Genomic DNA, 25,649 nt, shown 5'->3' on the forward strand with positions numbered 1-25,649 from the left:
AGATATGAGCGGCGTAAAGAGAGTTTTTGTCGAGAAAAAGAAACCATTTGCAGTTAATGCGAAAGAATTACTTGAGGAGATAGGAGGATATCTTGGAATAAAGACTATTACAGATGTAAGAGTTCTTATCCGATATGATATTGAGAATCTTTCAGAAGAAACATATAAGAAAGCACTTACTACTGTTTTTTCTGAGCCACCGGTAGATGATGTTTATGAGGGAACATTTCCAGCGGGAAAGGACGATTTCGTGTTCTCTGTAGAGTATCTTCCAGGACAGTTCGACCAGAGAGCTGATTCTGCAGAACAGTGTGTTAAGTTCTTTAATGAGAATGAGACACCTGTTATCAAGACTGCTGTAACTTATGTATTGACAGGAACTGTTACTGATGAGGAGAAGAACAGGATTAAGGAACACTGCATTAACCCTGTTGATTCAAGACAGGCAGCAGAGGATATTCCAGAAACTTTAGTTACTGAGTTCAAGACTCCTGCTGATGTTATTTATTTTGACGGATTCAAGGATATGCCAGAGGATAAGTTAAAGGAATTATATGATTCTTTAGGACTTGCCATGACATTTAAGGATTTTAAGTTCATTCAGGAGCATTTTGCTAGTGTTGAGAAGCGTGATCCTTCTATGACTGAAATCAGAGTACTTGATACATACTGGTCAGATCATTGCCGTCACACAACATTTGCAACAGAGCTTACAGATGTTAAGTTTAAGGACGGATTCTATAAAGCCCCTATGGAAGCTACATATAACAAGTATCTTTCAGACAGAGCAGAAATATATAAGGACCGTAAGGACAAGTTCGTATGCCTTATGGATCTCGCACTTATGGGTGCTAAGAAGTTAAAGGCTGAGGGCAAGTTAGCTGATCAGGAAGAATCTGATGAGATTAATGCCTGCTCAATTGTTGTTCCAGTTGAGATTGATGGAAAGACAGAGGAATGGCTTGTTAACTTTAAGAACGAGACACATAACCATCCAACAGAGATTGAGCCATTTGGTGGCGCAGCAACTTGTCTTGGTGGTGCTATAAGAGATCCATTGTCAGGACGTACATATGTATATCAGGCAATGAGAATTACAGGTGCAGCAGATCCTACTGTTCCGGTATCAGAGACAATTCATGGAAAGCTTCCACAGAGAAAGCTTGTTACAGGTGCTGCTCACGGATACAGCTCATATGGTAACCAGATCGGACTTGCTACAGGATATGTTAAGGAAATCTACCATCCTGATTATGTTGCCAAGAGAATGGAGATTGGTGCAGTTATAGCTGCTGCTCCAAGAAGTGCAGTTAAGAGAGAGAATTCTGACCCGGGAGATATCATTATTCTTCTTGGTGGAAGAACAGGACGAGATGGATGTGGCGGAGCTACAGGTTCATCTAAGGTTCATACAGAGAAGTCTATTGAGGATTGTGGTGCTGAGGTTCAGAAGGGTAATGCTCCTACAGAGCGTAAGATGCAGAGACTCTTCAGAAGACCAGAGGTTACTAAGCTTATTAAGAAATGTAATGACTTTGGTGCAGGCGGTGTATCCGTTGCAATTGGTGAGCTTGCAGCAGGTCTTAAGGTAGATCTTGATAAAGTTCCTAAGAAGTATGAAGGTCTTGATGGAACAGAGCTTGCTATATCAGAGTCTCAGGAGAGAATGGCTGTTGTAGTTGATCCTAAGGATGTTAAGGAATTCCTTCAGTATGCTGCTGAGGAGAACTTAGAGGCAGTTGAGGTAGCTGTTGTAACAGAAGAACCAAGACTTGTTCTTAACTGGAGAGGCAAGGATATCGTTAATATCTCAAGAGCATTCCTTGATACTAATGGTGCTCATCAGGAGACTAAGGTTGTAGTTGATATTCCTTCACAGGAAGACGATTACCTTAAGCCGGTTAAGGTTACAGATGTACGCGGTAAGTGGTTAAAGACTTTAGCAGACCTTAACGAATGCTCACAGAAGGGACTTGTTGAGAGATTTGATGGTTCTATCGGAGCCGGTTCAGTATATATGCCATATGGTGGTAAATATCAGCTTACAGAGACACAGAGCATGGTTGCAAAGCTTCCAGTGCTTAAGGGTTCATGCGATACAGTAACTATGATGTCTTATGGATTTGATCCATATCTCTCATCATGGAGCCCATATCATGGAGCAATCTATGCTGTTACAGATTCTGTAGCTAAGATTGTTGCTGCCGGTGGTGATTTCAGTAAGATCAGATTCACATATCAGGAATACTTCAGAAGAATGACAGAAGATCCAGAAAGATGGAGCCAGCCATTTGCTGCACTTCTTGGTGCATATGAAGCACAGATGGGATTCGGACTTCCATCAATCGGTGGTAAGGACAGTATGTCAGGAACATTTGAACATATTGATGTTCCACCAACACTCTGCTCATTTGCTATTGATGTAGCTAAGGAAGGAGATATTATTACTCCTGAACTTAAGAATGATGGTGATGTATTAGTCAGATTTGATATTAAGAAGAATCAGTATGATCTTCCAGATTTCGAACAGGTTAAGGCACTCTACAGTGCAATACATGAGCTTATCCAGAAGAAGGCAATCGTATCTGCATATGTTCTTGATGCTAACGGACTTGTGCCAGCACTCAGCAAGATGGCATTTGGTAATAAGTTAGGTTTTGAGATCAGCGCAGACGTTAAGGAAGATGATCTCTTTGCACCAGCTTATGGCTGTATCGTTGCAGAAGTTCCAGCGGACAAGCTTAGTGAGATTACTACAGCTTATACTAAGGTTGGTACTGTTAAGGATAATGGTAAGTTCACATACAAGGAAGTTTCAATTAATGTAGAAGAAGCATTAAGCGTATGGGCTGATACCCTTGAGGGTGTATTCCCAACTAAGGCTTCTAAGGAAACTACACCGGTTGAAAGCAAGTTATATGAAGCACCAAGCGTACATGTATGCAAGAATAAGGTTGCTAAGCCAACAGTATTTATCCCGGTATTCCCAGGAACTAACTGTGAGTACGATAGTGCCAAGGCATTTGAAAGAGCCGGTGCTGATACAATCGTTAAGGTGTTCAAGAACCTTGATGCTGAGAGTATCAGAGAGTCTGTTGATGAATTTGAGAAGGCTATTAACCAGGCACAGATTATTATGTTCCCTGGTGGATTCTCAGCAGGTGATGAACCAGATGGTTCTGCCAAGTTCTTTGCGACAGCATTCCGTAATGCCAAGATGAAGGAAGCAGTTGAGAAGCTACTTAATGAGAGAGATGGTCTTGCACTTGGTATCTGTAATGGATTCCAGGCACTTATCAAGCTTGGTCTTGTACCTAATGGTAAGATTACAGGACAGGATGCACAGTCACCTACACTTACATTTAATACAATTAACCGTCATATATCTAAGATGGTATATACTAAGGTTGTCAGCAATTTAAGCCCATGGCTTGCTAATGCTGAACTTGGCGGAGTATACTGCAACCCAGCTTCACATGGTGAAGGAAGATTTGTTGCTCCTAAGGAATGGCTTGATAAGCTCTTTGCTAACGGACAGGTTGCTACACAGTACTGTGACCTTGACGGAAATGTATCTATGGATGAAGAGTGGAATATCAATGGTTCATACATGGCTATTGAAGGTATCACAAGCCCAGACGGAAGATGCTTCGGTAAGATGGCACATTCTGAGAGACGCGGTGACAGTGTTGCTATTAATATATATGGTGAGCAGGATATTAAGATATTCGAATCTGGTGTTAAGTACTTCAAGTAATAGTGCATTTTGATTTAAATAATAATTGTATAATATAAATAAAAGACCTTGCAGATGACTGATTTATCTGCAAGGTCTTTTGTATTCTCAGTAAATATATTAAATAAAAATAAAATATATAATAATAAGTAGAAAAATATTTTAAATATATTATACTATTAAATACGAAACAATATTGATGATGAATATAGTTCATAGTATAATTAAAGGGGATAATGTATGGGGAAAACAAAAAATAAACTGAAAGCAGATGTTGTTGTAAAAAACTATTGGCGTAATAATGAACAGTTTGCGGATTTTTTTAATGCGGTTTTATATGAGGGGAAACAGGTAATAAAACCTGATGAACTTGAAGATATGGATACGGAAGAATCTTATGTATCAGAGAATAAAAAATATGTTGAAAGTGTATTGGCTTCAAGAGATAATATAAAGATACGAAAGAAATCAACAAAACATGATGTCGAGTTGTGCATACTTGGAATGGAAAGTCAGGAACATATTCATTATGCAATGCCGATGAGAGTTATGGGATATGATTATGGTTCTTATAAAAAACAATATGACAGTAATGCTGTTAAATATAAGACAGCAAAAGGATTGTCTGATGATGAGTTTATTTCTAAAATGAAGAGAACAGATAAATTTATACCGATAATAACTATAGTTATATATTATGGGGAGAAGGCATGGGATGGAGCGGTATCATTACAGGGAATGTTGGATATTCCTGAAGATATGAAAGCATTTATCAATGATTATAAAATGAATTTGGTTGAAGCAAGAAAAAATAATTTGAAATTACATAATATTAATAATAAGGATTTGTTCAACCTTTTTGGAATTCTTTTGAACAGAAATGGTAATTTGAATGAAATTAAAGAAAAAGCAATAAATTATGCAGCAGAGCATAAAGTAGAAAAGACCGTTATAATGACTGTGACAGGTGCAGTTAATTGCAAGATAGATTATAATATGCTTGAAAAGGAGGCTGATGCTGATATGTGTACAGTATTCGAGGAAACACGCAAAGAGGGAGAAGCTAAGGCAATTATTGAATTAGGATTTGAATTTGGATTATCTGAAGAAGAAATTCTTGACAGACTTCAGAAAAAACTCAATATATCATTACAGAAAGCACAAGAATATTTTTCAATGTTTGCTAGGAAAAAAGTGATAAAAGATGAGGGATATTAATTTAATTATAGTAAGACGTATGTTATAATAAAAAGTACTATTTAATATAGTGCTTTATGAAATTAAAGGTAAAGGGGAGATATTTAAACAATGGCAAGAGATAAAGTCAGCACAGATATATTATGGAAGGACAGGAAGAGAATTCTCTTCCTCGGACTTCCATGGTCATTTACAAGATACAGTGTATCTAAGGACAGATTCTTTATAAGCAAAGGATTTTTCAGCGTTAAAGATGATGAGGTAAGACTGTATCGTATTATGGATATTTCATTGGAGCGCTCATTCATGCAGAGACTTGTCGGAGTAGGAACTATTAAAGTATGCTCTGGAGACAAGACAATGGGTGACTTTGAGATTAAGAATATCAAGAGGCCTAAGGCTACTAAGGAGCTGTTATCAGATCTTGTGGAGAAGCAGAGAGATATCAAGAGAGTTGTCAACAGAGAGAATATGATTGACGGTCATGACCATTCAGATGGTCATGCGGATATTGATGACTTTGACAATAATGATGACGATGCACCATTTGACAGATAATTTGTAAAAATGTATTGACAGCTATATAGAAAGATGATATTTTAATAGTTAGTTAAGGCTAACTGATGTAACGGGTATCCAGTTAGGATATCCGTTATTTTATAAATATGGGTTAGACAAAGCTAACAAGAGTAAGGTAAATGAAAGGATGAGAATATGAGCGTAGTTATTATTGGTGGAAATGAATGTATGGAACGCCAGTATCAGCAGATATGTAAGAAACACGGCTGCAAGGCGAAGGTATTTGTTAAGGAAAAAAGCGGATTTTCCAAGCAGATTGGAACACCGGATCTTATGATACTGTTTACTAATACGGTTTCTCATAAGATGGTTTTATCAGCTGTTACAGAGGCTAAGAAGAATGATGTAAATATAGTAAGAACACATTCAAGCAGTGCGGCATCGCTTACAAGTGTTTTAGAAACATATTTAAGCGAAAGCAGGGCATGCTGATAAAGAAGAGAATAAAGTGCAATATGGAAGGAAAAGAAAAATGGTCTGTACAGATGTATTGGGAAGAATTGAGCGGGAAGTTATAAAAGAGTGTTCTCCGACGCTTGCCGGATTAAAGACGGGCAACCTTTTTAATTACAGATATGATAATATATCTGATTTTAGGAAAGAGCTTGCAAGTGTAAACAGAAAACTTAACGCCAAAGGCGTGTATGTTACATTTTTAAAGCGAAATGAAAAGAGTGCACTTTTATATGTGTTCAGACCTGACAGATTAGAGAAGGATTTGTCACAGCCAGCAGTACAAAATGTACTGAAAACATTTGGATATACAGATTATAAAGTTGGAGCAAGCATCAAGCATCTTAAACAGAGAGTGGGGGAGAACACATGCTTTCCACATGAAATAGGATTGTTCTTAAGTTACCCGGTGGAAGATGTAATCCAGTTTATAAGACAAAAGGGCTGTAATTACAAATGTTGTGGGGTATGGAAGGTGTATTGTGATGAGGCATTTAGCCAGAAGATGTTTGCACGTTATAGAAAATGCACAGAAGTATATTTAAGAGTCTTTGACCGAGGCAGAAGCATATCTGCATTAACGGTTTAAGCATATAAAAAGTAAAAAGGAGAGATTGGATAATGAGTAAAGTAGCAGTAGTTTATTGGAGTGGAACAGGTAATACAGAGACAATGGCTAACGCAGTTGCAGAAGGTGCTAAAGGAGCCGGAGCAGAGGTTGATGTACTTGTGGCAAATGATTTTAATTCAGGAAAGGTTGCTGAATATGATGGAATCGCATTCGGATGCCCGGCAATGGGAGCAGAGAATCTCGAAGAATCAGAGTTTGAGCCAATGTTCACAGAGGTAGAAGGAAGCCTTAGCGGTAAGAAAATTGCACTTTTCGGTTCATATGGATGGGGAAGCGGCGAATGGATGGCTGACTGGGAAGAAAGAAGCAAGGCTGCAGGGGCTGTTCTTGCAACAGACAGCGTAATCTGTCAGGAAGCACCAGATGATGATGCTGTTGAAAACTGCAAAAAACTTGGGGCAGCGTTAGCATAATTATTTATTGCCTGTAATATATTGAAAAGATTGCACATTTTGCCCCCCTGGTTGGTTATATCAATCAGGGGTTAAACTGTTCTAAAAAATATTATAAAAATATAACAAAAGTTGTTGACATCTAATGACCATTAGAATATACTAACCGAGGTGGTAATGAAAAACATTATCAATATGCTAAAAAGAGGAGATGAGCTTATGCCATTAACTATGATTGATGAAGGAACTCCATATACAATCCAGCGGATTGGTGGAAAGGAAGAAATAAGACGTTTTCTTGAGAATCTTGGATTCGTTCCGGGAGCAGTAGTAACAGTTGTTTCTAAAGCTGGCGGTAATGTCATTGTTAACATTAAGGAATCAAGAGTGGCCATAGGAAAAGATATGGCTAATAAAATTATGGTATAAAGGACTGAATATGCCAGTTCTTATATAAAACTAAAATAAGAAGGAGATAAACTATGACTTTAAGAGATGTATCTGTAGGCCAGACTGTTAAAGTTACCAGGTTAAATGGTGATGGTCCGGTTAAGAGAAGAATTATGGATATGGGAATTACTAAGGGAGTTGAAGTCTATGTAAGAAAGGTAGCACCTTTGGGAGATCCTGTAGAGGTTACAGTAAGAGGCTATGAATTATCGCTTCGTAAAGCCGATGCCGAGATGATAGAGGTAGGCTGATTTTTTTTACATGCAGGTTAGCATAATCTAATTAATGTAAGAATTGTCAAATGTTTGTTAGCAGATGCATAAACATTTATATAAAAGAAATGAGGTAGTCAAATGTCAATTAAAATTGCATTAGCAGGTAATCCAAACTGCGGTAAAACAACATTGTTTAATGCTTTGACCGGTTCTAATCAGTTCGTTGGTAACTGGCCAGGTGTTACAGTTGAGAAAAAGGAAGGTAAATTAAAGGGACATAAAGATGTAACTATCATGGATTTACCAGGTATTTATTCACTTTCTCCTTATACTCTTGAGGAGGTAGTAGCAAGAAATTATCTTATTAACGAAAGACCTGATGCAATCATCAATATTGTTGATGGTACTAACATTGAAAGAAACCTTTATCTTTCAACACAGATTATGGAACTGGGGATTCCAGTTATTATGGCTGTTAACATGGTCGATATCATGGAAAAGAACGGAGATAAGGTTGACCTTGCCAAGTTAGGAAAGAACCTTGGATGTGAAGCTGTTGAGATATCAGCTCTTAAGGGAACTGGCATTAAGGAAGCAGCAGAGAAGGCTGTTAAGCTTGCAGAGAGCAAGAAGCTCAATACAATTGCTCACAAGTTTGATGATAAGGTTGAGGCAGCTATATCTGCAGTAGAAGATAAGCTTGGTCTTGATATTGTTGAAGAACAGAAGAGATTCTTTGCTATCAAGCTTCTTGAGAAGGATGATAAGATTAAAGTTCTTATGAAGAATGTTCCAGATGTTTCAGCTGAGATTGAGACTCTTGAGAAAGAATTTGATGATGATACAGAAAGTATTATCACTAATGAAAGATATACATATATATCTTCAATTATCAGTGGATGTTTTGCAAAGAAGTCTGAGAAGAAGCTTTCTACATCAGATAAGATTGATAGAATAGTTACTAACAGATTCTTAGCACTTCCAATATTTGCAGTTGTAATGTTCATCGTATACTATGTATCAGTTACAACAGTTGGTACATGGGCAACAGACTGGGCTAACGATGGTGTGTTCGGTGATGGCTGGCATCTCTTCGGAATTGGCACTTCAGCTTACGAAGAAGTAGCTGATGAGTATGGTGATTCAGATGCAATCATCGGGGCATATATCGACAGCCTTGGTGATAAAGGTGAAGAGTATGCAGATGCTATTGATACAGAAGCTGATGATTATGATTCAGATGCAGCAGTAGCAGCATTAAAGAAACTTGAAAACACAGTTCCAGCTAATCTTACATTAGATTATGATGTAGAAGATGAGGAAAATCTCAGTGTAACAACAGAGACAACAGATGCAGCTGGTGTTAAGGAAGCTATAAAACAGTGTATAGACAATGATGGTGCAGCTCCAGATCCTGCTAATTATGGTGTATGGGTTCCTGGTATCCCAGTGCTTCTTGAGTCAGGACTTGATGCAATTGGTTGTGTAGACTGGTTAAAGGGTCTTATCCTTGATGGTATTGTAGCCGGTGTTGGTGCAGTACTTGGCTTCGTTCCACAGATGCTTGTATTATTCATATTCCTTGCATTCCTTGAGTCTTGCGGTTATATGGCACGTATAGCATTCATTATGGATAGAATTTTCCGTAAGTTCGGTCTTTCAGGTAAGTCATTCATTCCAATGCTTATCGGTTCAGGTTGTGGTGTTCCTGGTATCATGGCTTCACGTACAATTGAGAACGACAGAGACCGTAAGATGACAATTATGACAACAACATTTATTCCTTGTGGAGCTAAGCTTCCATTCATAGCAATGGTTGCCGGAGCTATCTTTGATGGTGCTCCATGGGTTGCTCCATCAGCATACTTCCTTGGAATATTCTCAATTATCTGCTCAGGTATCATCTTAAAGAAGACAAAGTTATTCGTTGGAGATCCGGCACCATTCGTTATGGAGCTTCCAGCATATCATCTTCCAACAGTTGGTACAGTATTAAGAAGCATGTGGGAGCGTGGATGGTCATTCATCAAGAAGGCCGGAACAATCATCACACTTTCAACAATCATTATCTGGTTCACAACATACTTCGGATTTGTTGATGGAACATTTACAATGCTTGCAGATGATCAGATTGACTTCTCTATTCTTGGCAGAATTGGTAAGGCAATCGCATGGATATTTGCTCCTTTAGGATTTGGTAACTGGCAGGCAACTGTTGCTTCTATTACTGGTCTTGTTGCTAAGGAGAATATCGTTGGTACAATGGGTATCCTTTACTCAGCAGGTGAGGGAACAGTATATGCTAACATGGCAGCTACATTTACAGTAGTAAGCGGATATGCATTCCTTGCATTTAATCTTCTCTGTGCTCCTTGCTTCGCAGCAATGGGTGCTATTAAGAGAGAGATGAACAACACTAAGTGGTTCTGGATTGCAATCGGATACCAGTGTGGATATGCTTACCTTGTAGGTCTTGTAATTAACCAGATTGCTGGTCTTATTACTGGCGACACAGCATTTAATGTATTCACAGTAATCGCAATTCTTATAATTGTTGGCTTCATTTATCTGTTATTCAGACCATATAAGGAAAGTAAGACATTAAAGGTTGATTCTAAGAAGCTTTTAAATGCAACAAAGTAATTAAATGATATATTATCGGAGGTGTAATTATGCTGGGAACAATTATAGTAGGAGTTATATTGGTGATTATAGTTGCGCTTATTGTACGCAGTATGGTACACGACAAGAAAAACGGTAAATCGTTCACATGTGGTGGCGACTGCGGTAAATGCAAAGGTCACTGCCATTAAAAGGAGGTAACGGGTGGTCAGAAATCCTGATAAAGACAAAGACATTATTATTTCTCGTCTCAAGCAGCAGGGTTGCAGGATAACTAAACAGAGGCTTATGCTTCTTGATGTAATTCTTGAAGAGGACTGCTCAAGCTGTAAAGAGATTTATTACAAGGCAGTAAAAAAGGATCCTAAGATTGGGGCTGCAACTGTATATAGAATGGTTAATACACTGGAAGAAATAGGTGCAATTAACCGTAAGAATATGTACAGAATAACTTGTGATGAGAATGATAATGGCGGTTATACTGTAAGATTAAACGATGATTCGTCAATTAATTTATCAGAAAGCAAATGGAGTAAAATTATTGAGTCAGGGCTAGAAGCCTGCGGATACATTAAGAATCAGAAGATAACAAGTGTAGTTGACAGGAAAAAGGCAGTTTCAGTTAATAAATAATATTTACTAATAAGGGAGAGGTGAAACTGTTTCATCTCTCCTTTTGCTATATTGAGAAGATTTCTCAATAAGTAGATTTATGTAGAAATGTTACATAATGTGTAATATAATAACCGTCAAACTTAAGAAACATTTATTGTCCAATATGGACAGAGAGGAGCACAGTATGAAAATTAATAACTTAAAGAAACCAGGACTTTTTGCAGCAGGTGTATTATTTGGAACAGCTGGAATTAAGATTCTTACAAGCAAGGACGCAAAGAAGCTTTACACTAACTGTACAGCAGCAGTTTTAAGAGCTAAATCATGCATAATGAAGACAGCTACAACTGTTCAGGAAAACTGCGAGGATATATATGCTGATGCTAAGACAATCAATGAGACAAAGTATAACACAGAAGAAGTTGTACTTGATTCAGTAGATGAAGATGAGGAAGCGTAACAGAGTATGAAATTCATAATAAAGCATGATGTGCCCGGAAGAATCCGTGTTCACATGGATGCTTCTGGCATGACTTTTACACAGGCAGATACCTTGCAGTATTATCTTAAGAATCTGCAGGGCGTCACGAATGCCAAAGTGTATGAGAGAACTGCTGATGCAGTTGTTGAGTACGGATGTTCAAGAAAGACTGTGATTGAAGCTATTGCTAAGTTCAGATACAGCAATGTAGAGGTTCCTGAAGATGTTCTTGCAACATCAGGAAGGGCAATCAATTCACACTATACTGAGAAGTTAGCAGATCAGGTTTTATGGAGAATGACTAAGAAATTGTTTATTCCGGCACCGGTATGTGCGGTATTAACAACGGTATCTTCAATGAAGTACATTTATAAAGGAATCAGGACACTGCTTGACAGAAAGCTTGAAGTGCCAGTTCTTGATGCAACTGCAATAGGAGTTTCTATCTTAAGAAGAGACTTTAATACAGCTGGTTCAGTAATGTTTCTTCTTGGTATAGGTGAGATAATAGAGGACTGGACACACAAGAAGTCGGTTGACGACCTTGCAAGAACGATGTCACTTAACGTTAATAAGGTCTGGTTAAAGACAGATGATGCAGAAGTACAGGTATCTGTGAAAGATGTTAAGGACGGAGATAATGTAATAATCCGGATGGGTAATGTAATCCCATTTGATGGAACTGTTATCAGTGGTGAGGCTATGGTTAATCAGGCTTCACTTACAGGAGAATCTGAGCCAGTAAGAAGAGGTGAGGGAACTTCTGTATTTGCAGGAACTGTAGTAGAAGAGGGCGAGATAGTATTCAGAGTTAAGCGTGCCGGAGGCTCAAGCAAATATGACAAGATTGTCAGGATGATTGAAGAATCTGAGAAGTTAAAATCAGGTCTTGAGTCAAAAGCAGAGCATCTTGCAGATAAGCTTGTACCTTATTCACTTGGTGGAACTGCACTTACATATCTGTTAACACGCAATACTACTAAGGCATTGTCAATACTTATGGTCGATTTCTCATGTGCATTGAAACTTGCTATGCCTATTACGGTACTTGCAGCAATAAGACAGGCAAGTCAGGCGAGTGCAACAGTCAAGGGCGGTAAGTTCTTAGAGGCAATTGCTGAAGCGGATACTATCGTATTTGATAAGACAGGTACACTTACAAAGGCCAAGCCAACAGTAAGCAGGGTATATTCATTTAACGGAATGCCGGAAGATGAGCTGTTAAGAATAGCTGCGTGTCTTGAGGAACATTTTCCACATTCAATGGCTAAGGCCGTTGTTAATGAAGCTGGCAGAAGAAACCTTATGCATGAAGAGATGCATTCTAAGGTTGAATATATTGTTGCACATGGAATATCAACATTTATCAATACAAGCAAGGTTATCATAGGAAGCCATCACTTTGTATTTGAGGATGAGGCATGTGTAATTCCAGCGGGAAAGCAGAAGTTATTTGACAGTCTTCCAGATGACTGCTCACATCTTTATATGGCAATTAACGGTCAGCTTGCAGCAGTTATATGCATAATTGATCCATTAAGAGAAGAAGCACCGGAGGTTATTGAAGGGCTTAAGAAGGCTGGAATATCAAAGGTTGTCATGATGACCGGAGACAGTGAAAGAACAGCCGCCTCTATTGCCAGAAAGGTTGGCGTTACTGAATATTATTCAGAAGTTCTTCCAGAAGACAAGGCTAAGTTCGTAGAGAAAGAGCGGGCAGCCGGACGAAAGGTAATTATGATTGGTGATGGAATTAATGACTCACCAGCGCTTTCAGCAGCAGATGTAGGTATTGCCATAAGTGATGGTGCTGAGATTGCAAGAGAGATTGCAGATATCACTGTCGGCGCAGATGATCTTAACCAGATACTTATGCTTAAGAAATTAAGTGACAGTCTGATTAAGAAGATTAACAGAAATTACCGTGTGATTGTCGGATTCAATTCCGCACTTATTGCACTTGGTGTAACGGGCGTCATACAGCCTACAACTTCAGCACTTCTTCATAATACATCAACACTTGTTATAAGTCTTGAGAGTATGAAGAATCTGCCGGTTTAAGACTATGAAACGGACTCATCTTCGGGTGGGTTCGTTTTTTATTTGAAGGCAAAAAGTTCTGAATGGATAAATATATACTATACCCATAAGGCACAATATAAATTAATAATCGCAGGATATTATTTTATTACAACAAAATGAAATTATGTAACAAAAGAAAATTGACTAAGCCGTACGGCTTATATTATAATGCTTTTATCAAAACAAAGCCGCTCGGCTTTATTTATGAGAGAATATGTATAATAGAGCCGTACGGCTTATTTTAATGCTGGAGTGATTATCATGAAAATAACTGATTCAGAAGAACTGGGAAATATAATCAGGAACAGGAGAAAAGAATTAAAGTATACGCAGGCATTTTTGTCAGAATATACTGGTCTTAGTGTAAGTTTTATATCAGATGTAGAAAGAGGTAAAACAACTGTTGAGATTGGCAAAGTAATGCAGTTAATTTCAATTTTGGGACTTGATATTAATATTAATGTAAGGGGGAGATAATGAGAAATTTAGAGGTATATATTGAATGTAATGGAAATATGATTAATGTTGGCAGTATTACAGGGCATAATTCTGACGATGCTGTATTCTAGGACACCAGATAGTTTTATTATTAATCTTAATGATAAAGAAGATGATTTTTTATTTGCAACTGAAAGATATGACAGAAAGATTTTAGATACATCCAAAGAATTAATGGGAAGAAAGTTCCATTAAGACTTCATCAGGAGGATTTTGCACAGGCACTTGGAATTACAGCGTCACAAAAATATGAGAAAAACGGGAAAGATTATTTAGCAGATGCATTTGAACTAATAAAAAATTATATATGATTTATTAAGTACTGTTATATATGACAGCAGCACAGAGAAAATGTCGCTTAACATAGATGGCGAATATGATATAAGGAATATAAATCAGAAGTCGTTTGAGAATGAGGCAAAGAAACTTGGTCTTGGAAAAGGAATAGCAACGCAGCATTTTTTAAGTATGGTTGAAAAATTTGAGATGGCACTTGAACAATCAACATATGAACTTGAGGAGCAGGGATATGGAGTTGCAGTCGATATACAGAAACAAATATTAAAAAAAGCAGGAATTCACAACTTTAAATTGACTAATCCGTAATTTAATTATATCATAAGTAACTAGGGACACTTTGTTTCACTAAAGTATAATGGGAGGAAGTTATATGTATTCATTTGATGAAGTATTAAACTATGATCCAGACCTTGCTAAGGCTATGGATGATGAACTTGGAAGACAGAGAAGCCACATCGAGCTTATCGCTTCTGAGAACCTTGTAAGTAAGGCAGTTATGGCTGCTATGGGAAGCCCTCTTACTAATAAGTATGCAGAAGGATATCCTGGAAAGAGATATTACGGCGGCTGTGAGTATGTCGATGTTGTTGAGACACTTGCAATTGAAAGAGCAAAGAAGCTTTTTGGTTGTGAATATGCAAATGTACAGCCACATTCAGGAGCACAGGCTAACTTAGCTGTATTCTTCGCACTTGTTAATCCTGGAGATACAGTTATGGGTATGAGCCTTGACTGTGGTGGACATTTATCACACGGTTCACCAGTTAATATTTCTGGAAAATACTTTAACATCGTTCCTTATGGTGTTACAGCAGACGGATTTATTGATTATGATGAAGTATTAAGAATTGCCAAGGAATGCAAGCCTAAGATGATTATTGCAGGAGCTTCTGCTTATGCAAGAACAATCGACTTCAAGAAGTTCAGAGAAATCTGTGATGAAGTTGGCGCATTACTTATGGTAGATATGGCACATATTGCAGGTCTTGTAGCCGGTGGTGCACACCCAAGCCCAATTCCATATGCAGATGTTACAACAACAACAACACATAAGACACTCCGTGGACCAAGAGGAGGTATGATTCTTGCTTCAGCAGAGGCAGCAGAGAAGTTCAAGCTTAACAAGGCTGTATTCCCTGGAATCCAGGGCGGACCTCTTATGCATGTTATTGCTGGTAAGGCAGTGTGCTTAAAGGAAGCGCTTGACCCAAGCTTTAAGGTATATGCTGAAAATGTTGTTAAGAATGCATCAGCACTTGCTAACGGACTTATGAACAGAGGTTTTGATATCGTATCTGGTGGAACAGATAACCACCTTATGCTTGTTAACCTCTTAAGCAAGGGAAAGACTGGTAAGGAAGTTGAGAAGCTTCTGGATGCAGCTAACATTACATGTAACAAGAATACAATTCCTAATGACCCGGCTTCTCCATTCGTAACAAGCGGTATCAGACTTGGTACAGCAGCCGTTACAACAAGAGGCTTCAATGAGGCTGATATGGATGTTGTTGCAGAAGCAATTGCTATGCTTGTTGATGATGTAGATGCTAACCAGGCTAAGGCAATGGAGCTTGTTAAGGGACTTACAGATAAGTACCCACTTTATGAATAAAGATTTTTTCTTATAATTACATTAATAATTAAAGAAAAAATGCATATTTTTATTATTGCAATTTCAGGCACTTGGTACTATAGTTAGTGTCGAAGTGCAAAGGGGCACGAAGGTGAAAGCTTTCGTGTCCTTTTTTGTATTCAGGAAACTAAGAAAGGTGCGTGGCGTTATGGGAAAGTTAGAAGGAAAAGTTGCAGTAATTACCGGAGCATCCAAAGGCATCGGTGAAGGAATCGCCAAAGTGTATGCAAAGTATGGCGCAAAATGTGTGCTTGCAGCAAGAGGACCTAAGGTACTTGAACTTGCAGAGCAGTTGAAAAGCGAAGGGTATGAGGCAACAGGTGTTCAGGTTGATGTATCTGATTACAAGAGTGTTGAAAGAATTGTTGAAGTTGCTGAGAAAACATATGGAAAGATTGATGTACTTGTATGTAACGCAGGCGTATGTGTTCTTGAAGACTTTCTTGAAGATGACACATTTGAAAATAGGGACTTACATCTTGATATTAATGTCAAAGGTGCATGGAATGTGGCAAAAGCTGTTATTCCAAGCATGATAGCAAATGGTGGTGGTGCAATCGTAGTTACAAGCTCTGTAACAGGAGATATGGTTGCTGATCCTGGAGAGGTTGCATATGCAACATCTAAGGCGGCACTGGTAGGATTTACGAAGGCACTTGCAAGAGAATTTGCAGATAAGAATATAAGAGTTAATGCAATATGTCCGGGATATGTAAGGACACCGCTTGTTGAAGGAATGGCAAAGCAGTCAGACCCGGAGAATCCGGAGAGAGCAATACAGGCAATTGCAGATGCAGTTCCTTTGAAGAGGCTGGCTGACCCTGAGGAGGTTGGAGAACTTGCAGCATTCCTTGGATGTTATGAATCAAGCTACATAACCGGAACACAGATAGTTATTGATGGCGGAAGCACATTGCCGGAAACAACATCTATGGGACAGTAATTAAATATAAGAAAAGTACAAAGGCGTACATGAATCGGATAGATTTGTGTACGCCTTTTCTGATTGGAGGATAATGACATGGCATTTGAAAATGTTGATTTATTTGATGCGGTTGCAAATGCTTCGCTTGAAAAATACGGATGGCAGGACAGATGTGAGGCGAAACTTATAGTGCTGTCGGAGAATGCAACCTATATGGTCAAGAACAAAGAAACAGGTGAAAAAGAGGGAGTGCTTAGAATAAGCAGACCGGGTTATCACACATTGGATGAGCTTAATTCAGAGATGAAGTGGTTAAGACAGATTAATGACTACACACCGCTTCTTGTAGCTAATCCTATAAAAGGGCTTGATGGTAAGAATATACAGGAGATTACAGGACCGGATGGAAATGTATATTTCTGCGTTATATGTGATTTTCTTCCGGGAGAAGCACCTGATGAGAATAACGAGGAGCAGATGGTAAAGCAGTTCAGATATCTCGGTGAGACAACAGCTTATCTTCACCGTCAGACAGAGATATGGAACGGAACAGACAAGCTTGACCGTATGGTATGGACTTACGACACGATAATAGGTGAACATGCTGCATGGGGTGACTGGAGAGCATTTCCAGAGATGACCCCGGAGGCAGAAAATATATTGTCAGAGGTTTCAAGAATTGTTAAGAGAAGACTTGAAAGATATGGAACTAATGAGAATAATTTTGGACTCATACATGCAGATTTAAGATTAGCTAATCTGCTTATTGAGGGCGACCAGATTAAGGTTATTGATTTTGATGACTGCGGTTTTGGATGGCACTTACATGACCTTGCGTCAGCACTTAGTTTTATTGAGGACAAGCCAATTGTTCCAAAGCTTGTAAATGCATGGCTTGCAGGATATAAGAAGGTTCTTCCGTTCACTGATACGGATTTTGAAGAAATAGACACATTTATAATGATGAGAAGATTACAGCTTACAGCATGGCTTGCATCTCATCAGGAATCAGGTCCGGTAGCAGAATTAAGTGTTGACTGGATGGATGGAACCATGGAATTAGCCGAAAGGTATCTTAGATTATTCGGCTAGGCACATAAGAAATCTTCGTGACAACAAATCATGAACAACAATAAGGGAGGAAGCTATTATGGGCGAAAAGAAAACAAATGCATTATCTAAATCAATGAAGCTGATTTATGTATATGCGATGGCAACGGGAGCAATATTTACATTTATGTGTTACTGGGATGGTATATTCATGTCATATACAGGTCCCGGAACGTTCTTGGCATTTGCACTTATGACACTGGCAGTACTGCCAACAGCATTTGTGTATGCTGAATTCTCGACAATGTTACCAAGTACAGGTTCGTGTCTGGTATTCAATACGGTAGGTATTAACAAGCATGCAGGTTTCTGGTCAGCGTGGCTTATCATGTGTGCATGGATAGCCGTTCCTGCAGCAGGTGTACTTGGAATTATTGAATGGTTAAATCATCAGTTTGGTCTGGGACTTACAGGTGGCAAGGCAGTTATTGTCGGTTCATTAGTACTGTGCTTCTGGTGTGTACTCAGTCTTTATAAAAATGTTGTAGCAGGCAAGGTTCAGTCATTCATGCTTATGGCAGGTATCGCAGGTATTCTTATCTGTTCATTACTTTTCCTGTTCAGTGGACACTGGAGCATTGCTAATTTCGCAGATTTCTTTACAAGCAGCAATGAAAAGCAGTGGGGTGGTAACTTTGCAACCGGTATTGCATGGGTTGTTGGCTGTTCATTTATGATAACACCATATTTCGGATTCGAGACAGTACCGGCAATGGTTGAGGAGGGCGACTTCCCAATTAAGGACCAGAAGAAAGCTATTCTTGGTTCAGTTATAACATGTGGTGCTATATATACAATTTTCTACTTCTGTCTTGCAGGTGCAATGCCTTGGGCAGAGCTTACTAATGGCGGTGACTGCCACCCATTCATCACATTTGAAGCATTACAGTACTGCTTCGGTGATAAGATTGCATGGTTTGTCCTTATAATGGGTATTGTCGGAGTTGTATTCCCAATTGGTACATCAGTACTTGGTTTCTGGTATTCAGGTGTTCGTATGATATACGCTATGGGGCGTCAGAATTTCCTTCCAAAGCAGTTCTCATACACTAATAAGTACAACCAGCCAACACTTCCTAACATACTTATTCTTGTTGTAAGTATTGGATTCATTGCAATGCAGAGCATTACAGCATTCTTTGACCTTATGGCATTCGCGTGTGCATTGTGTTATGTGATTACTTCAATATCTTCACTTGTTCTTTTAAAGAAGCATCCTGAATGGGAGAGACCATACAAATGTGCAACAGGACTTAAGATAGCCTCTCTTATAATTATGGCAATTATCGCATTCTTCTGTACTATCGGTATCGGAAAGGCTAAAATGGAGTACAGTTTATAGTAGTGTATAGCGTGTACCAAGTTATAATTATGGGGTTGAAAATAACAGTATACACAGATAATGTGGAAAAATGTGTATGACGTTTATATAGAAAATAACATTGAAAAAGAAATTCAAGAATGGGTAAATTCATTAAATTTAAAATAGAATAATAATTACATGAGTGACAGAAGATAAGAATCTGAATTCCCTGTCACTTTTATATTATTTGATAAGAAAAAAGAACTGGTTTATATCCGATAAGAATATAGACTGGTTCTTATTTTTAATATGCTATTATATACACAGGGAGTCGGGGAATGTCGAACTATAGCAAGCCGGAAAAGAAAGCATTGATATCGGTATGAAAGAGTTTTGCAAGTGCAACTAATTCAGATGCCTTAATGTTCATGCGATTTGTTTCCAGTTTGGCATAGGTACTTTTGGTGATGGAGATACCCATAAGATTTAATTTTGCAACTACTTGGTCTTGAGTCATATTGTTTTTATATCGAATTGCTTGGATATTTTTACCAATATCCATATCTGGTCTAATCTTTTGCATAATGATGAACTCCCCTTATAAAATAAAAAGATTCGTAATACAGAAATATATATATTGATTCTAAAGAATTTAAATTTTATAATGTTTCGTAATAAGGAATTATTTTTAACAGGAAGAGGTAAAAGTATAATGGATGTGGAGATGGAAAAGAGAAAATTTTTAAATCTATGTGGCAAAAGAGATCGAGCATTATTGTCAGGTGAAAAAAGAATGACATTGGGGGATATGGAACGATTGACATATCTGACAGAATTTTTTGAACTGGAGAACTATGGAATCGCCTTATGGAAAGAATTTGGTGATGATGTAAAAGAGCCATTTGAAGCGATGATGAAAATGTTAGATGAGCCGGAGTGCATAGAAGATCGATGGCTTGATGACGAAGCAAAAGGGGAAAAGTGGTTGTTAGAATTTCAGGAACTGGCATTAACGGAAGAATACAGGGAATGGATTCGAAATTATATCGATAAAAAATATGAAGAAAGAGGATTACCATATCCGACAGGAGCAGACTTCGATTAAGAGGTCTGCTTTTTTCTGGTCTTTTGGGAGGTGATAAGAGGTGGAAGTAAGTATTTATGAACTCTTGGCGGCAGCAAGAGAATCGGCTAAATCTGATTATATAAAAGGGGACAGCATTTTGTGTGAGAAGAGATTTCATCCAGATACCCATTACATGGTAGAAATAGAACTGCTGAAAAATGATAACAAGCTGGGAAAAAAGGGCAATTATATACGGAAGTTTTTGACAGAACCGGAGTATCTTCCCATTTTACAAAAGCAGGAAAAACATCTCATAAAAATAAAAAGACAGGCAATTGTTCAAAAAGGAAACTTGCGATATATCCCTCCCCCGGACAGGCTGGACCGCCGCCGGGAGAGGGATCTTTTATAACCGGCTGGGAAGGAACAGTAGTGTTCCTCTGGCGATAGTGGTATAAAAAAACCAGATTTTCCGCAGGTTTTGGGACGCTGGAACATAGAAAAGTGTTCACGAATGGCACTTTTGCAACGATCCGTTGCAGCAGTGACAACATTTTTGACCTTACGTTAAACAGAAAAAATGAAAGGATGTGATTGCGATAATCATAGGAATTGATCATGGCTATTATGCCATTAAAACAAGACAAGTGTCTTTCCCAAGTGGAATTATTGGGTATGATTACGAGCCGTATACCATGCAGAATGTTCTGCAATATCAAGGAAAGTATTATGTCTGCGGTACGGGAAGACAGACGCTGGTAAAAAATAAAACGTCCAATGATAATTATTATCTGCTGACGTTGGCAGCCATTGCAGAAGAAATCAAGCATCGGAAAGCGGAACGAAAGACAGAGGTAATTCTGGCTGTTGGACTTCCGCTTTCAAGTTTTGGAAGAGAGAAACAGGGATTCAGGGAGTATCTGTTGCGGAAAGAGCAGCCAGTGCGATTTTTATATGAAAGTGAGTTATATGAGATAACAATAAAAGATGTGAAACTGTTCCCACAGGGATACTCTGCGCTTGCTCTGCATCCAGAGTATCTGAAGAATGAACCGTCTGTTCTGCTTGTTGATATTGGTGGCTGGACCGTTGACCTTATGAGGCTGGACAATGCTGTTCCGAATGCAGCAACGTGCAGAAGTCTGGAACTTGGAGTAATCCGATGTATTGATGAGACAGCAGAACAAGTGCGTAGAAATACCGGACTGTCTGTGACAGAAACTCAAATTGAGCGTGTGCTTCGGAGGGAATCTTGCAGTATGGCAGAGGAGGCCAGACGGATCATACAGGAAAACGGACGGAAATATATAGAAAGAATACTGTCTGCGGTGACAGAATCCGGGTTTGATCTCCGGGCAGTACCCACCGTATTTATGGGGGGAGGCTCCGCAATTTTAAAACGCCACGTGACCGCACAGGACGCGATTTGCCGCCCCGTTTTTATAGAGGACGTCCATGCCAACGCAACAGGGTATGAACGGATTGTAGAGCAGATGTGGACGAGATGACACGCCCGGTATATTCGTTCCGCCCGAACCTGAAAAATCCAGAACACCAGAGGGCATGGGAGAAATTTCAAAGTGTTCCAGAAGGGCAGAAAAGCCAGTATCTGGTTCAGGCAATTCTGGAAAAAGAGGATCGGAAATGGATGGAAGAAGTCATTCAAAAGACGATAAAAGAAAGTGTTCGGGAATTAGGAATATGTGGCACTACGGAACAATTGAAAACGAAACCATCATCGGAAGAAATACCAGATCAGATGATGGATTTTCTATCTCAAATGGAAAATTTGTAAAGGGGGTGAGGCCTATGATTGCACGATACATACATTGTTGGATCTGCTAGGGGTAAGGCAAGAAATGCATCGATATCTTTGGTGGGTATTGTGAATAGCTTTCCATGCGGCTTTGGAGTATGTTGTGTGTAGCAAAAGTGAAAGGAGAAAGGTTATGGCAGAGATGAAAAATATCTGCGGAAAGATCCCGATGGACTTACATGAGAAAGTAAGAGAAGAGATTGAACTCACAGAAAGCAGCACACAAAAATTTTTACAACAGGTCATTGAAGAACATTTCAACAGAGTGGAAGGAAAAGGAGAAATAAGCATGGGAGCAGTAAGAACAGTAGCAGTACAGGTATCAGAGGAATTATTCCAGAGATTAAAAGTAGTCATCGGAAAGAAACACATGAAACAGAAAGACTTCTTAATTCAGATTATAGAAGAAGCACTGGAAAAGGTAGAGGTCGAATGGCAAAGCAAAGAGCAGCCTGAAGAATCCGAACAGACAACTGGAGAATTGGGAACAGAAGAAACTCAACCGGAAGAAAGAACTGAGCCGGAAAGGGAAAGTGAACCAGAAGAGGAAGCCGAACCGGATGGAGAAAGTGAACCGAAAGAGGAAAACAAACCAGAAGGGGAAAGTGAACCGGAAGAGGAAACTGAACCAGAAGGAGAGACTGATCCGGAAGAATCCAAAGCAGAAGAACCAACAGAATGGTAACCAATTGATACAGAATAACGAAGGGCGGTATGAGAGATCATGCCGCCTGTTTTTATCAGCAAAAAGGAGGTTGATAGCCGCAACCATTCAATTTTTTGATCTCTTTAGCGGAATCGGGGGATTTCGTGAAGGCTTAAGACGGGCAGGAAACTTTGTCTGTGTCGGACATTGCGAGGTGGATACTTATGCGGATAAGAACTACCGATTGCTGTTTGATACGGAAGGGGAGTGGTATTGTAATGACGCAAGAACAATCGAACCAGAACGAATGCCAGATTTTGATTTACTCTGTGCAGGATTTCCTTGCCAGGCATTCTCTATCGCCGGAAAGCGAGAAGGATTTGCAGATGCAAGAGGAACTCTCTTTTTTGAAATTGCCCGGATTCTTGAAGCTAAAAGACCCTCGTATTTTATCCTTGAAAATGTTCCCGGTTTGTTATCGCATGACAAAGGCCGGACGTTTTGCACCATCCTCAGTACGCTTTCTGAACTGGGGTACCATGTCGAATGGAAAGTGCTTAACAGCAAGGATTTCGGAGTCCCCCAAGCAAGAAAACGGGTGTATATTGTCGGATATTTTGATTTCCGATGTGCCGGAAAAGTATTACCTGAACCAGAAACAAATGGAGCAGCTCTTGTTCAAGTCCGGGCAGGAAGTCAGGGGAAAAGAGTCTACAGTCCCAAAGGACTAAGCTGTACCCTGACATCACAGGCAGGTGGAATGGGCGGCAAGACAGGATTATATGATGTAGGTGTTCCAATCAAAGAGAATACAAAGCTCGGCTACAAACTTGCAAGAGAAGGGGACAGCATCGATCTGGGTTATGCGAATCTCAACAGCAGGAGAGGAAGAGTCGGACACCAGATCGCACATACCCTGACAACAGGTGTTCAACAGGGAACGCTGCACTTTGTCGATCTTTCACCTCCGCCGGTGGTAACGGAAGAATGCAGAAGCCTGAATACCAGACAATGCGGTGTCCACAAATACAAAGGAGAATGTTCTGGTGTATTAGCAGAGGATGGAGCAAGAGCAGTCTTAACACCAGCAAAAGAGAATGTTCGTCAGAACGGCAGACGTATGAAAGAACCCGAAGAACCGATGTTTACAATTACTGCAACCGATCGTCATGGCATCTTGTATCACGGCAGAATAAGAAGGTTAGTTCCGAGGGAATGTCTGCGACTGCAGGGTTATTACGACTGGCAGATTGATAAGATCATAGACAGCACTTCTGACGCACAGCTTTATAAACAGGCTGGAAACGGAGTAACTGTCAATGTTATCGAGGCAATTGGCAGATTGTTACAAAAGGCAGACTCCGAACTTAACACACAGAAAGTGTCTGAGAAAGGAATCCATTAGGCATGATCGGAATAAAAGACCAATACTTTGGCACAGAAATCGAAATGACAGGGATTACCAGACAACGTGCTGCAGAAGTTGTTGCTGAAATGTTTGGAACAGAAGCATATTATGACGGCACTACTTATGGAGTCTGGTCAGTGATAGATCTGGAAGGAAAAAAGTGGAAATTTATGTCTGATGGGAGCATTTATACACAACGGAAAGTATACGGTCGAATTGTAGACGCAGGTGGAGAATATTCAACAGAAATGGTATCACCGAAATTATCCTATGATGAAATGGGAAAGTTACAGGAAGTAGTACGATGTCTGCGACAGCATGGAGGTTTTGTAAATGAGTCCTGTGGTCAGCATGTTCATGTAGATGCATCGAATCATACACCGCAGAGTCTGAAAAATGCACTGACAATTATGTATGCAAAGGAAGATATCCTGTTCAAAGCACTGAAAGTGCAGGAGAGAAGAGCAAATAGTTATTGTCAGAGGGTGCGACCGGAGGTATTGGAGAAAATCCGAAAAATACCAAATAAATCAATCACAATGGACCGAGTAAGAAATGTCTGGTATGGAGGCAGGGATGGAAGTCATACCCATTATGATCATACCCGTTATTATGCTCTGAATCTTCATGCTGTGTTTTCCAAGGGAACTTTGGAATGGCGTTGTTTTGAAAGCACACTACATGCAGGAAAGGTGAGAGCAAATATTACACTGGCATTAGCCATTTCCGCACAGGCAATCAATCAGAGATCGACACAGATGAAAAAGACACTGATATCAGAAAACCCGGCATTTACATTTCGTACATTTTTATTGAGACTTGGGTTAATTGGAGACGAATATAAAAATGTTCGAAAACATCTGCTGGCAAATCTGGATGGTGATCTTGCGTGGAGATATGATAAAAGCACGTATGAGTGTCTGAAGAAAAATCAAAGGACAGAAGGAGTCAGATAGAGGTGAGAAAAAATGAAAGATAGATATTACTTCGCTTATGGCAGCAACATGAATCTGGAGCAGATGAAGTACAGGTGTCCGGCTGCGGAAGTTGTGGAAAACGTCCGGCTTGAAAATTATCGGCTGGCATTTCGGGGAAGGGCTCCGGGCAATGGGGTAGCAACGGTTCTGCCGGAAAAAGGAAGCTATGTCGAAGGAGTCTTATGGAAAATCACAGAAGCGTGTGAGAAGAGTCTGGATTTTTATGAAGGATTCCCAAGTTTTTATGGGAAAGAATCGATTCGGGTAAAAAATCAGGATGGTGTGGAGAAAGAAGTGTTTGTATATATGATGAACGCTCCGCACAAAGATGTTCCGGCAAAGCCATCGAAATTTTATCTGGATGGAATTCTGGAAGGATGTAAGGATAACCAGATTCCAACGGAGTCTGTCATGGAAGCGGTAAAACGTACCAGACAGGAAGTAAAAAAAGAAAAAAATCGATATGCAAGATAAAACGTACCGCAGAGGAAACATCTTCTGCGGTATTTTACTG

The 25,649-nt window shown here is 39.3% G+C and carries 29 protein-coding genes; 28 read left to right on the top strand and 1 reads right to left on the bottom strand.

Annotated features, from left to right (window positions below; translation table 11 throughout):
• Window positions 1-4 precede the first annotated feature (4 nt).
• From GKE48_RS11995 to GKE48_RS12090, 20 genes are all read left to right on the top strand, one after another.
• Window positions 5-3,757, top strand: a complete 3,753-nt coding sequence (locus GKE48_RS11995) for a phosphoribosylformylglycinamidine synthase (protein WP_154301170.1) — start codon at window positions 5-7, stop codon at window positions 3,755-3,757.
• A 219-nt stretch (window positions 3,758-3,976) separates the two neighbouring features.
• Window positions 3,977-4,954, top strand: a complete 978-nt coding sequence (locus tag GKE48_RS12000; protein ID WP_154301171.1) for an Rpn family recombination-promoting nuclease/putative transposase — start codon at window positions 3,977-3,979, stop codon at window positions 4,952-4,954.
• Between the two features lie 90 nt (window positions 4,955-5,044).
• Window positions 5,045-5,491, top strand: a complete 447-nt coding sequence (locus tag GKE48_RS12005; protein ID WP_022097508.1) for a PH domain-containing protein — start codon at window positions 5,045-5,047, stop codon at window positions 5,489-5,491.
• Window positions 5,492-5,647: 156 nt separating this feature from the next.
• Window positions 5,648-5,944 (top strand): DUF2325 domain-containing protein, encoded by a 297-nt coding sequence (locus GKE48_RS12010; protein WP_012738818.1) that lies wholly within the window; start codon window positions 5,648-5,650, stop codon window positions 5,942-5,944.
• Window positions 5,945-5,984: 40 nt separating this feature from the next.
• The gene (locus GKE48_RS12015) at window positions 5,985-6,554 is read left to right on the top strand and encodes a DUF3793 family protein (RefSeq protein WP_012738819.1); all 570 of its coding nucleotides are present in this window, start codon (window positions 5,985-5,987) and stop codon (window positions 6,552-6,554) included.
• Window positions 6,555-6,586: 32 nt separating this feature from the next.
• Window positions 6,587-7,009: a flavodoxin gene (locus GKE48_RS12020; protein WP_055216771.1), complete on the top strand. Its 423-nt coding sequence runs from the start codon at window positions 6,587-6,589 to the stop codon at window positions 7,007-7,009.
• A gap of 198 nt (window positions 7,010-7,207) precedes the next feature.
• Complete coding sequence (locus GKE48_RS12025) at window positions 7,208-7,417, top strand: FeoA family protein (protein WP_022097505.1); 210 nt, start codon at window positions 7,208-7,210, stop codon at window positions 7,415-7,417.
• A 53-nt stretch (window positions 7,418-7,470) separates the two neighbouring features.
• The gene (locus GKE48_RS12030) at window positions 7,471-7,689 is read left to right on the top strand and encodes a FeoA family protein (RefSeq protein ID WP_012738822.1); all 219 of its coding nucleotides are present in this window, start codon (window positions 7,471-7,473) and stop codon (window positions 7,687-7,689) included.
• A gap of 102 nt (window positions 7,690-7,791) precedes the next feature.
• On the top strand, window positions 7,792-10,296 hold the full coding sequence (gene feoB, locus GKE48_RS12035) for a ferrous iron transporter B (protein WP_055288125.1): 2,505 nt from the start codon (window positions 7,792-7,794) through the stop codon (window positions 10,294-10,296).
• Between the two features lie 32 nt (window positions 10,297-10,328).
• Window positions 10,329-10,466: a FeoB-associated Cys-rich membrane protein gene (locus GKE48_RS12040; protein ID WP_041688474.1), complete on the top strand. Its 138-nt coding sequence runs from the start codon at window positions 10,329-10,331 to the stop codon at window positions 10,464-10,466.
• A gap of 13 nt (window positions 10,467-10,479) precedes the next feature.
• The gene (locus tag GKE48_RS12045; protein WP_012738825.1) at window positions 10,480-10,908 is read left to right on the top strand and encodes a Fur family transcriptional regulator; all 429 of its coding nucleotides are present in this window, start codon (window positions 10,480-10,482) and stop codon (window positions 10,906-10,908) included.
• A gap of 166 nt (window positions 10,909-11,074) precedes the next feature.
• Window positions 11,075-11,350 carry a DUF6110 family protein gene (locus tag GKE48_RS12050; RefSeq protein WP_022097503.1) on the top strand — a complete coding sequence of 92 codons (276 nt, stop codon included), beginning with the start codon at window positions 11,075-11,077 and terminating at the stop codon, window positions 11,348-11,350.
• Between the two features lie 6 nt (window positions 11,351-11,356).
• A complete protein-coding gene (locus GKE48_RS12055) occupies window positions 11,357-13,432 on the top strand; it encodes a heavy metal translocating P-type ATPase (protein WP_154301172.1) in 2,076 nt (691 codons plus the stop codon).
• 282 nt (window positions 13,433-13,714) lie between these two features.
• The gene (locus GKE48_RS12060) at window positions 13,715-13,930 is read left to right on the top strand and encodes a helix-turn-helix transcriptional regulator (protein WP_022097594.1); all 216 of its coding nucleotides are present in this window, start codon (window positions 13,715-13,717) and stop codon (window positions 13,928-13,930) included.
• A gap of 78 nt (window positions 13,931-14,008) precedes the next feature.
• Window positions 14,009-14,146, top strand: coding sequence for a hypothetical protein (locus GKE48_RS12065; protein ID WP_154301173.1), 138 nt, complete (start codon window positions 14,009-14,011; stop codon window positions 14,144-14,146).
• Window positions 14,147-14,302: 156 nt separating this feature from the next.
• The gene (locus GKE48_RS12070) at window positions 14,303-14,557 is read left to right on the top strand and encodes a hypothetical protein (RefSeq protein WP_154301174.1); all 255 of its coding nucleotides are present in this window, start codon (window positions 14,303-14,305) and stop codon (window positions 14,555-14,557) included.
• Window positions 14,558-14,621: 64 nt separating this feature from the next.
• The gene (gene glyA / locus GKE48_RS12075) at window positions 14,622-15,863 is read left to right on the top strand and encodes a serine hydroxymethyltransferase (RefSeq protein ID WP_022097500.1); all 1,242 of its coding nucleotides are present in this window, start codon (window positions 14,622-14,624) and stop codon (window positions 15,861-15,863) included.
• Between the two features lie 169 nt (window positions 15,864-16,032).
• The gene (gene ucpA, locus GKE48_RS12080; RefSeq protein WP_041687974.1) at window positions 16,033-16,827 is read left to right on the top strand and encodes an SDR family oxidoreductase UcpA; all 795 of its coding nucleotides are present in this window, start codon (window positions 16,033-16,035) and stop codon (window positions 16,825-16,827) included.
• 78 nt (window positions 16,828-16,905) lie between these two features.
• Window positions 16,906-17,901, top strand: a complete 996-nt coding sequence (locus tag GKE48_RS12085) for a phosphotransferase enzyme family protein (RefSeq protein WP_055216765.1) — start codon at window positions 16,906-16,908, stop codon at window positions 17,899-17,901.
• 58 nt (window positions 17,902-17,959) lie between these two features.
• Window positions 17,960-19,261, top strand: coding sequence for an APC family permease (locus GKE48_RS12090; RefSeq protein WP_154301176.1), 1,302 nt, complete (start codon window positions 17,960-17,962; stop codon window positions 19,259-19,261).
• A 307-nt stretch (window positions 19,262-19,568) separates the two neighbouring features.
• Here the strand turns inward: GKE48_RS12090 and GKE48_RS12095 are convergent, their stop codons facing one another.
• On the bottom strand, window positions 19,569-19,805 hold the full coding sequence (locus GKE48_RS12095; RefSeq protein ID WP_005341369.1) for a helix-turn-helix domain-containing protein: 237 nt from the start codon (window positions 19,803-19,805) through the stop codon (window positions 19,569-19,571).
• A gap of 54 nt (window positions 19,806-19,859) precedes the next feature.
• Between GKE48_RS12095 and GKE48_RS12100 the strand changes: the two genes are divergently transcribed.
• The 8 genes from GKE48_RS12100 to GKE48_RS12135 all read left to right on the top strand — a co-directional run bounded on the left by GKE48_RS12100 (window position 19,860) and on the right by GKE48_RS12135 (window position 25,609).
• Window positions 19,860-20,327 (top strand): hypothetical protein, encoded by a 468-nt coding sequence (locus GKE48_RS12100; protein ID WP_243138504.1) that lies wholly within the window; start codon window positions 19,860-19,862, stop codon window positions 20,325-20,327.
• Between the two features lie 40 nt (window positions 20,328-20,367).
• Window positions 20,368-20,700, top strand: coding sequence for a DUF5720 family protein (locus GKE48_RS12105; protein WP_005341391.1), 333 nt, complete (start codon window positions 20,368-20,370; stop codon window positions 20,698-20,700).
• Between the two features lie 187 nt (window positions 20,701-20,887).
• Window positions 20,888-21,796, top strand: a complete 909-nt coding sequence (locus tag GKE48_RS12110) for a ParM/StbA family protein (RefSeq protein ID WP_044912250.1) — start codon at window positions 20,888-20,890, stop codon at window positions 21,794-21,796.
• Window positions 21,793-22,083 (top strand): hypothetical protein, encoded by a 291-nt coding sequence (locus tag GKE48_RS12115; RefSeq protein ID WP_006426993.1) that lies wholly within the window; start codon window positions 21,793-21,795, stop codon window positions 22,081-22,083. The genes GKE48_RS12110 and GKE48_RS12115 overlap by 4 nt, the downstream gene beginning before the upstream one ends.
• A gap of 154 nt (window positions 22,084-22,237) precedes the next feature.
• A complete protein-coding gene (locus GKE48_RS12120; protein WP_007884604.1) occupies window positions 22,238-22,789 on the top strand; it encodes a hypothetical protein in 552 nt (183 codons plus the stop codon).
• Window positions 22,790-22,859: 70 nt separating this feature from the next.
• Window positions 22,860-24,155 carry a DNA (cytosine-5-)-methyltransferase gene (gene dcm / locus GKE48_RS12125; RefSeq protein WP_055247004.1) on the top strand — a complete coding sequence of 432 codons (1,296 nt, stop codon included), beginning with the start codon at window positions 22,860-22,862 and terminating at the stop codon, window positions 24,153-24,155.
• Between the two features lie 2 nt (window positions 24,156-24,157).
• Window positions 24,158-25,114, top strand: coding sequence for an amidoligase family protein (locus GKE48_RS12130; RefSeq protein ID WP_006426990.1), 957 nt, complete (start codon window positions 24,158-24,160; stop codon window positions 25,112-25,114).
• Window positions 25,115-25,126: 12 nt separating this feature from the next.
• Window positions 25,127-25,609 (top strand): gamma-glutamylcyclotransferase family protein, encoded by a 483-nt coding sequence (locus GKE48_RS12135; protein WP_006426989.1) that lies wholly within the window; start codon window positions 25,127-25,129, stop codon window positions 25,607-25,609.
• Window positions 25,610-25,649 lie beyond the last annotated feature (40 nt).

This window comes from Lachnospira eligens (genome assembly GCF_009680455.1).
GTDB lineage: Bacteria > Bacillota > Clostridia > Lachnospirales > Lachnospiraceae > Lachnospira > Lachnospira eligens_A.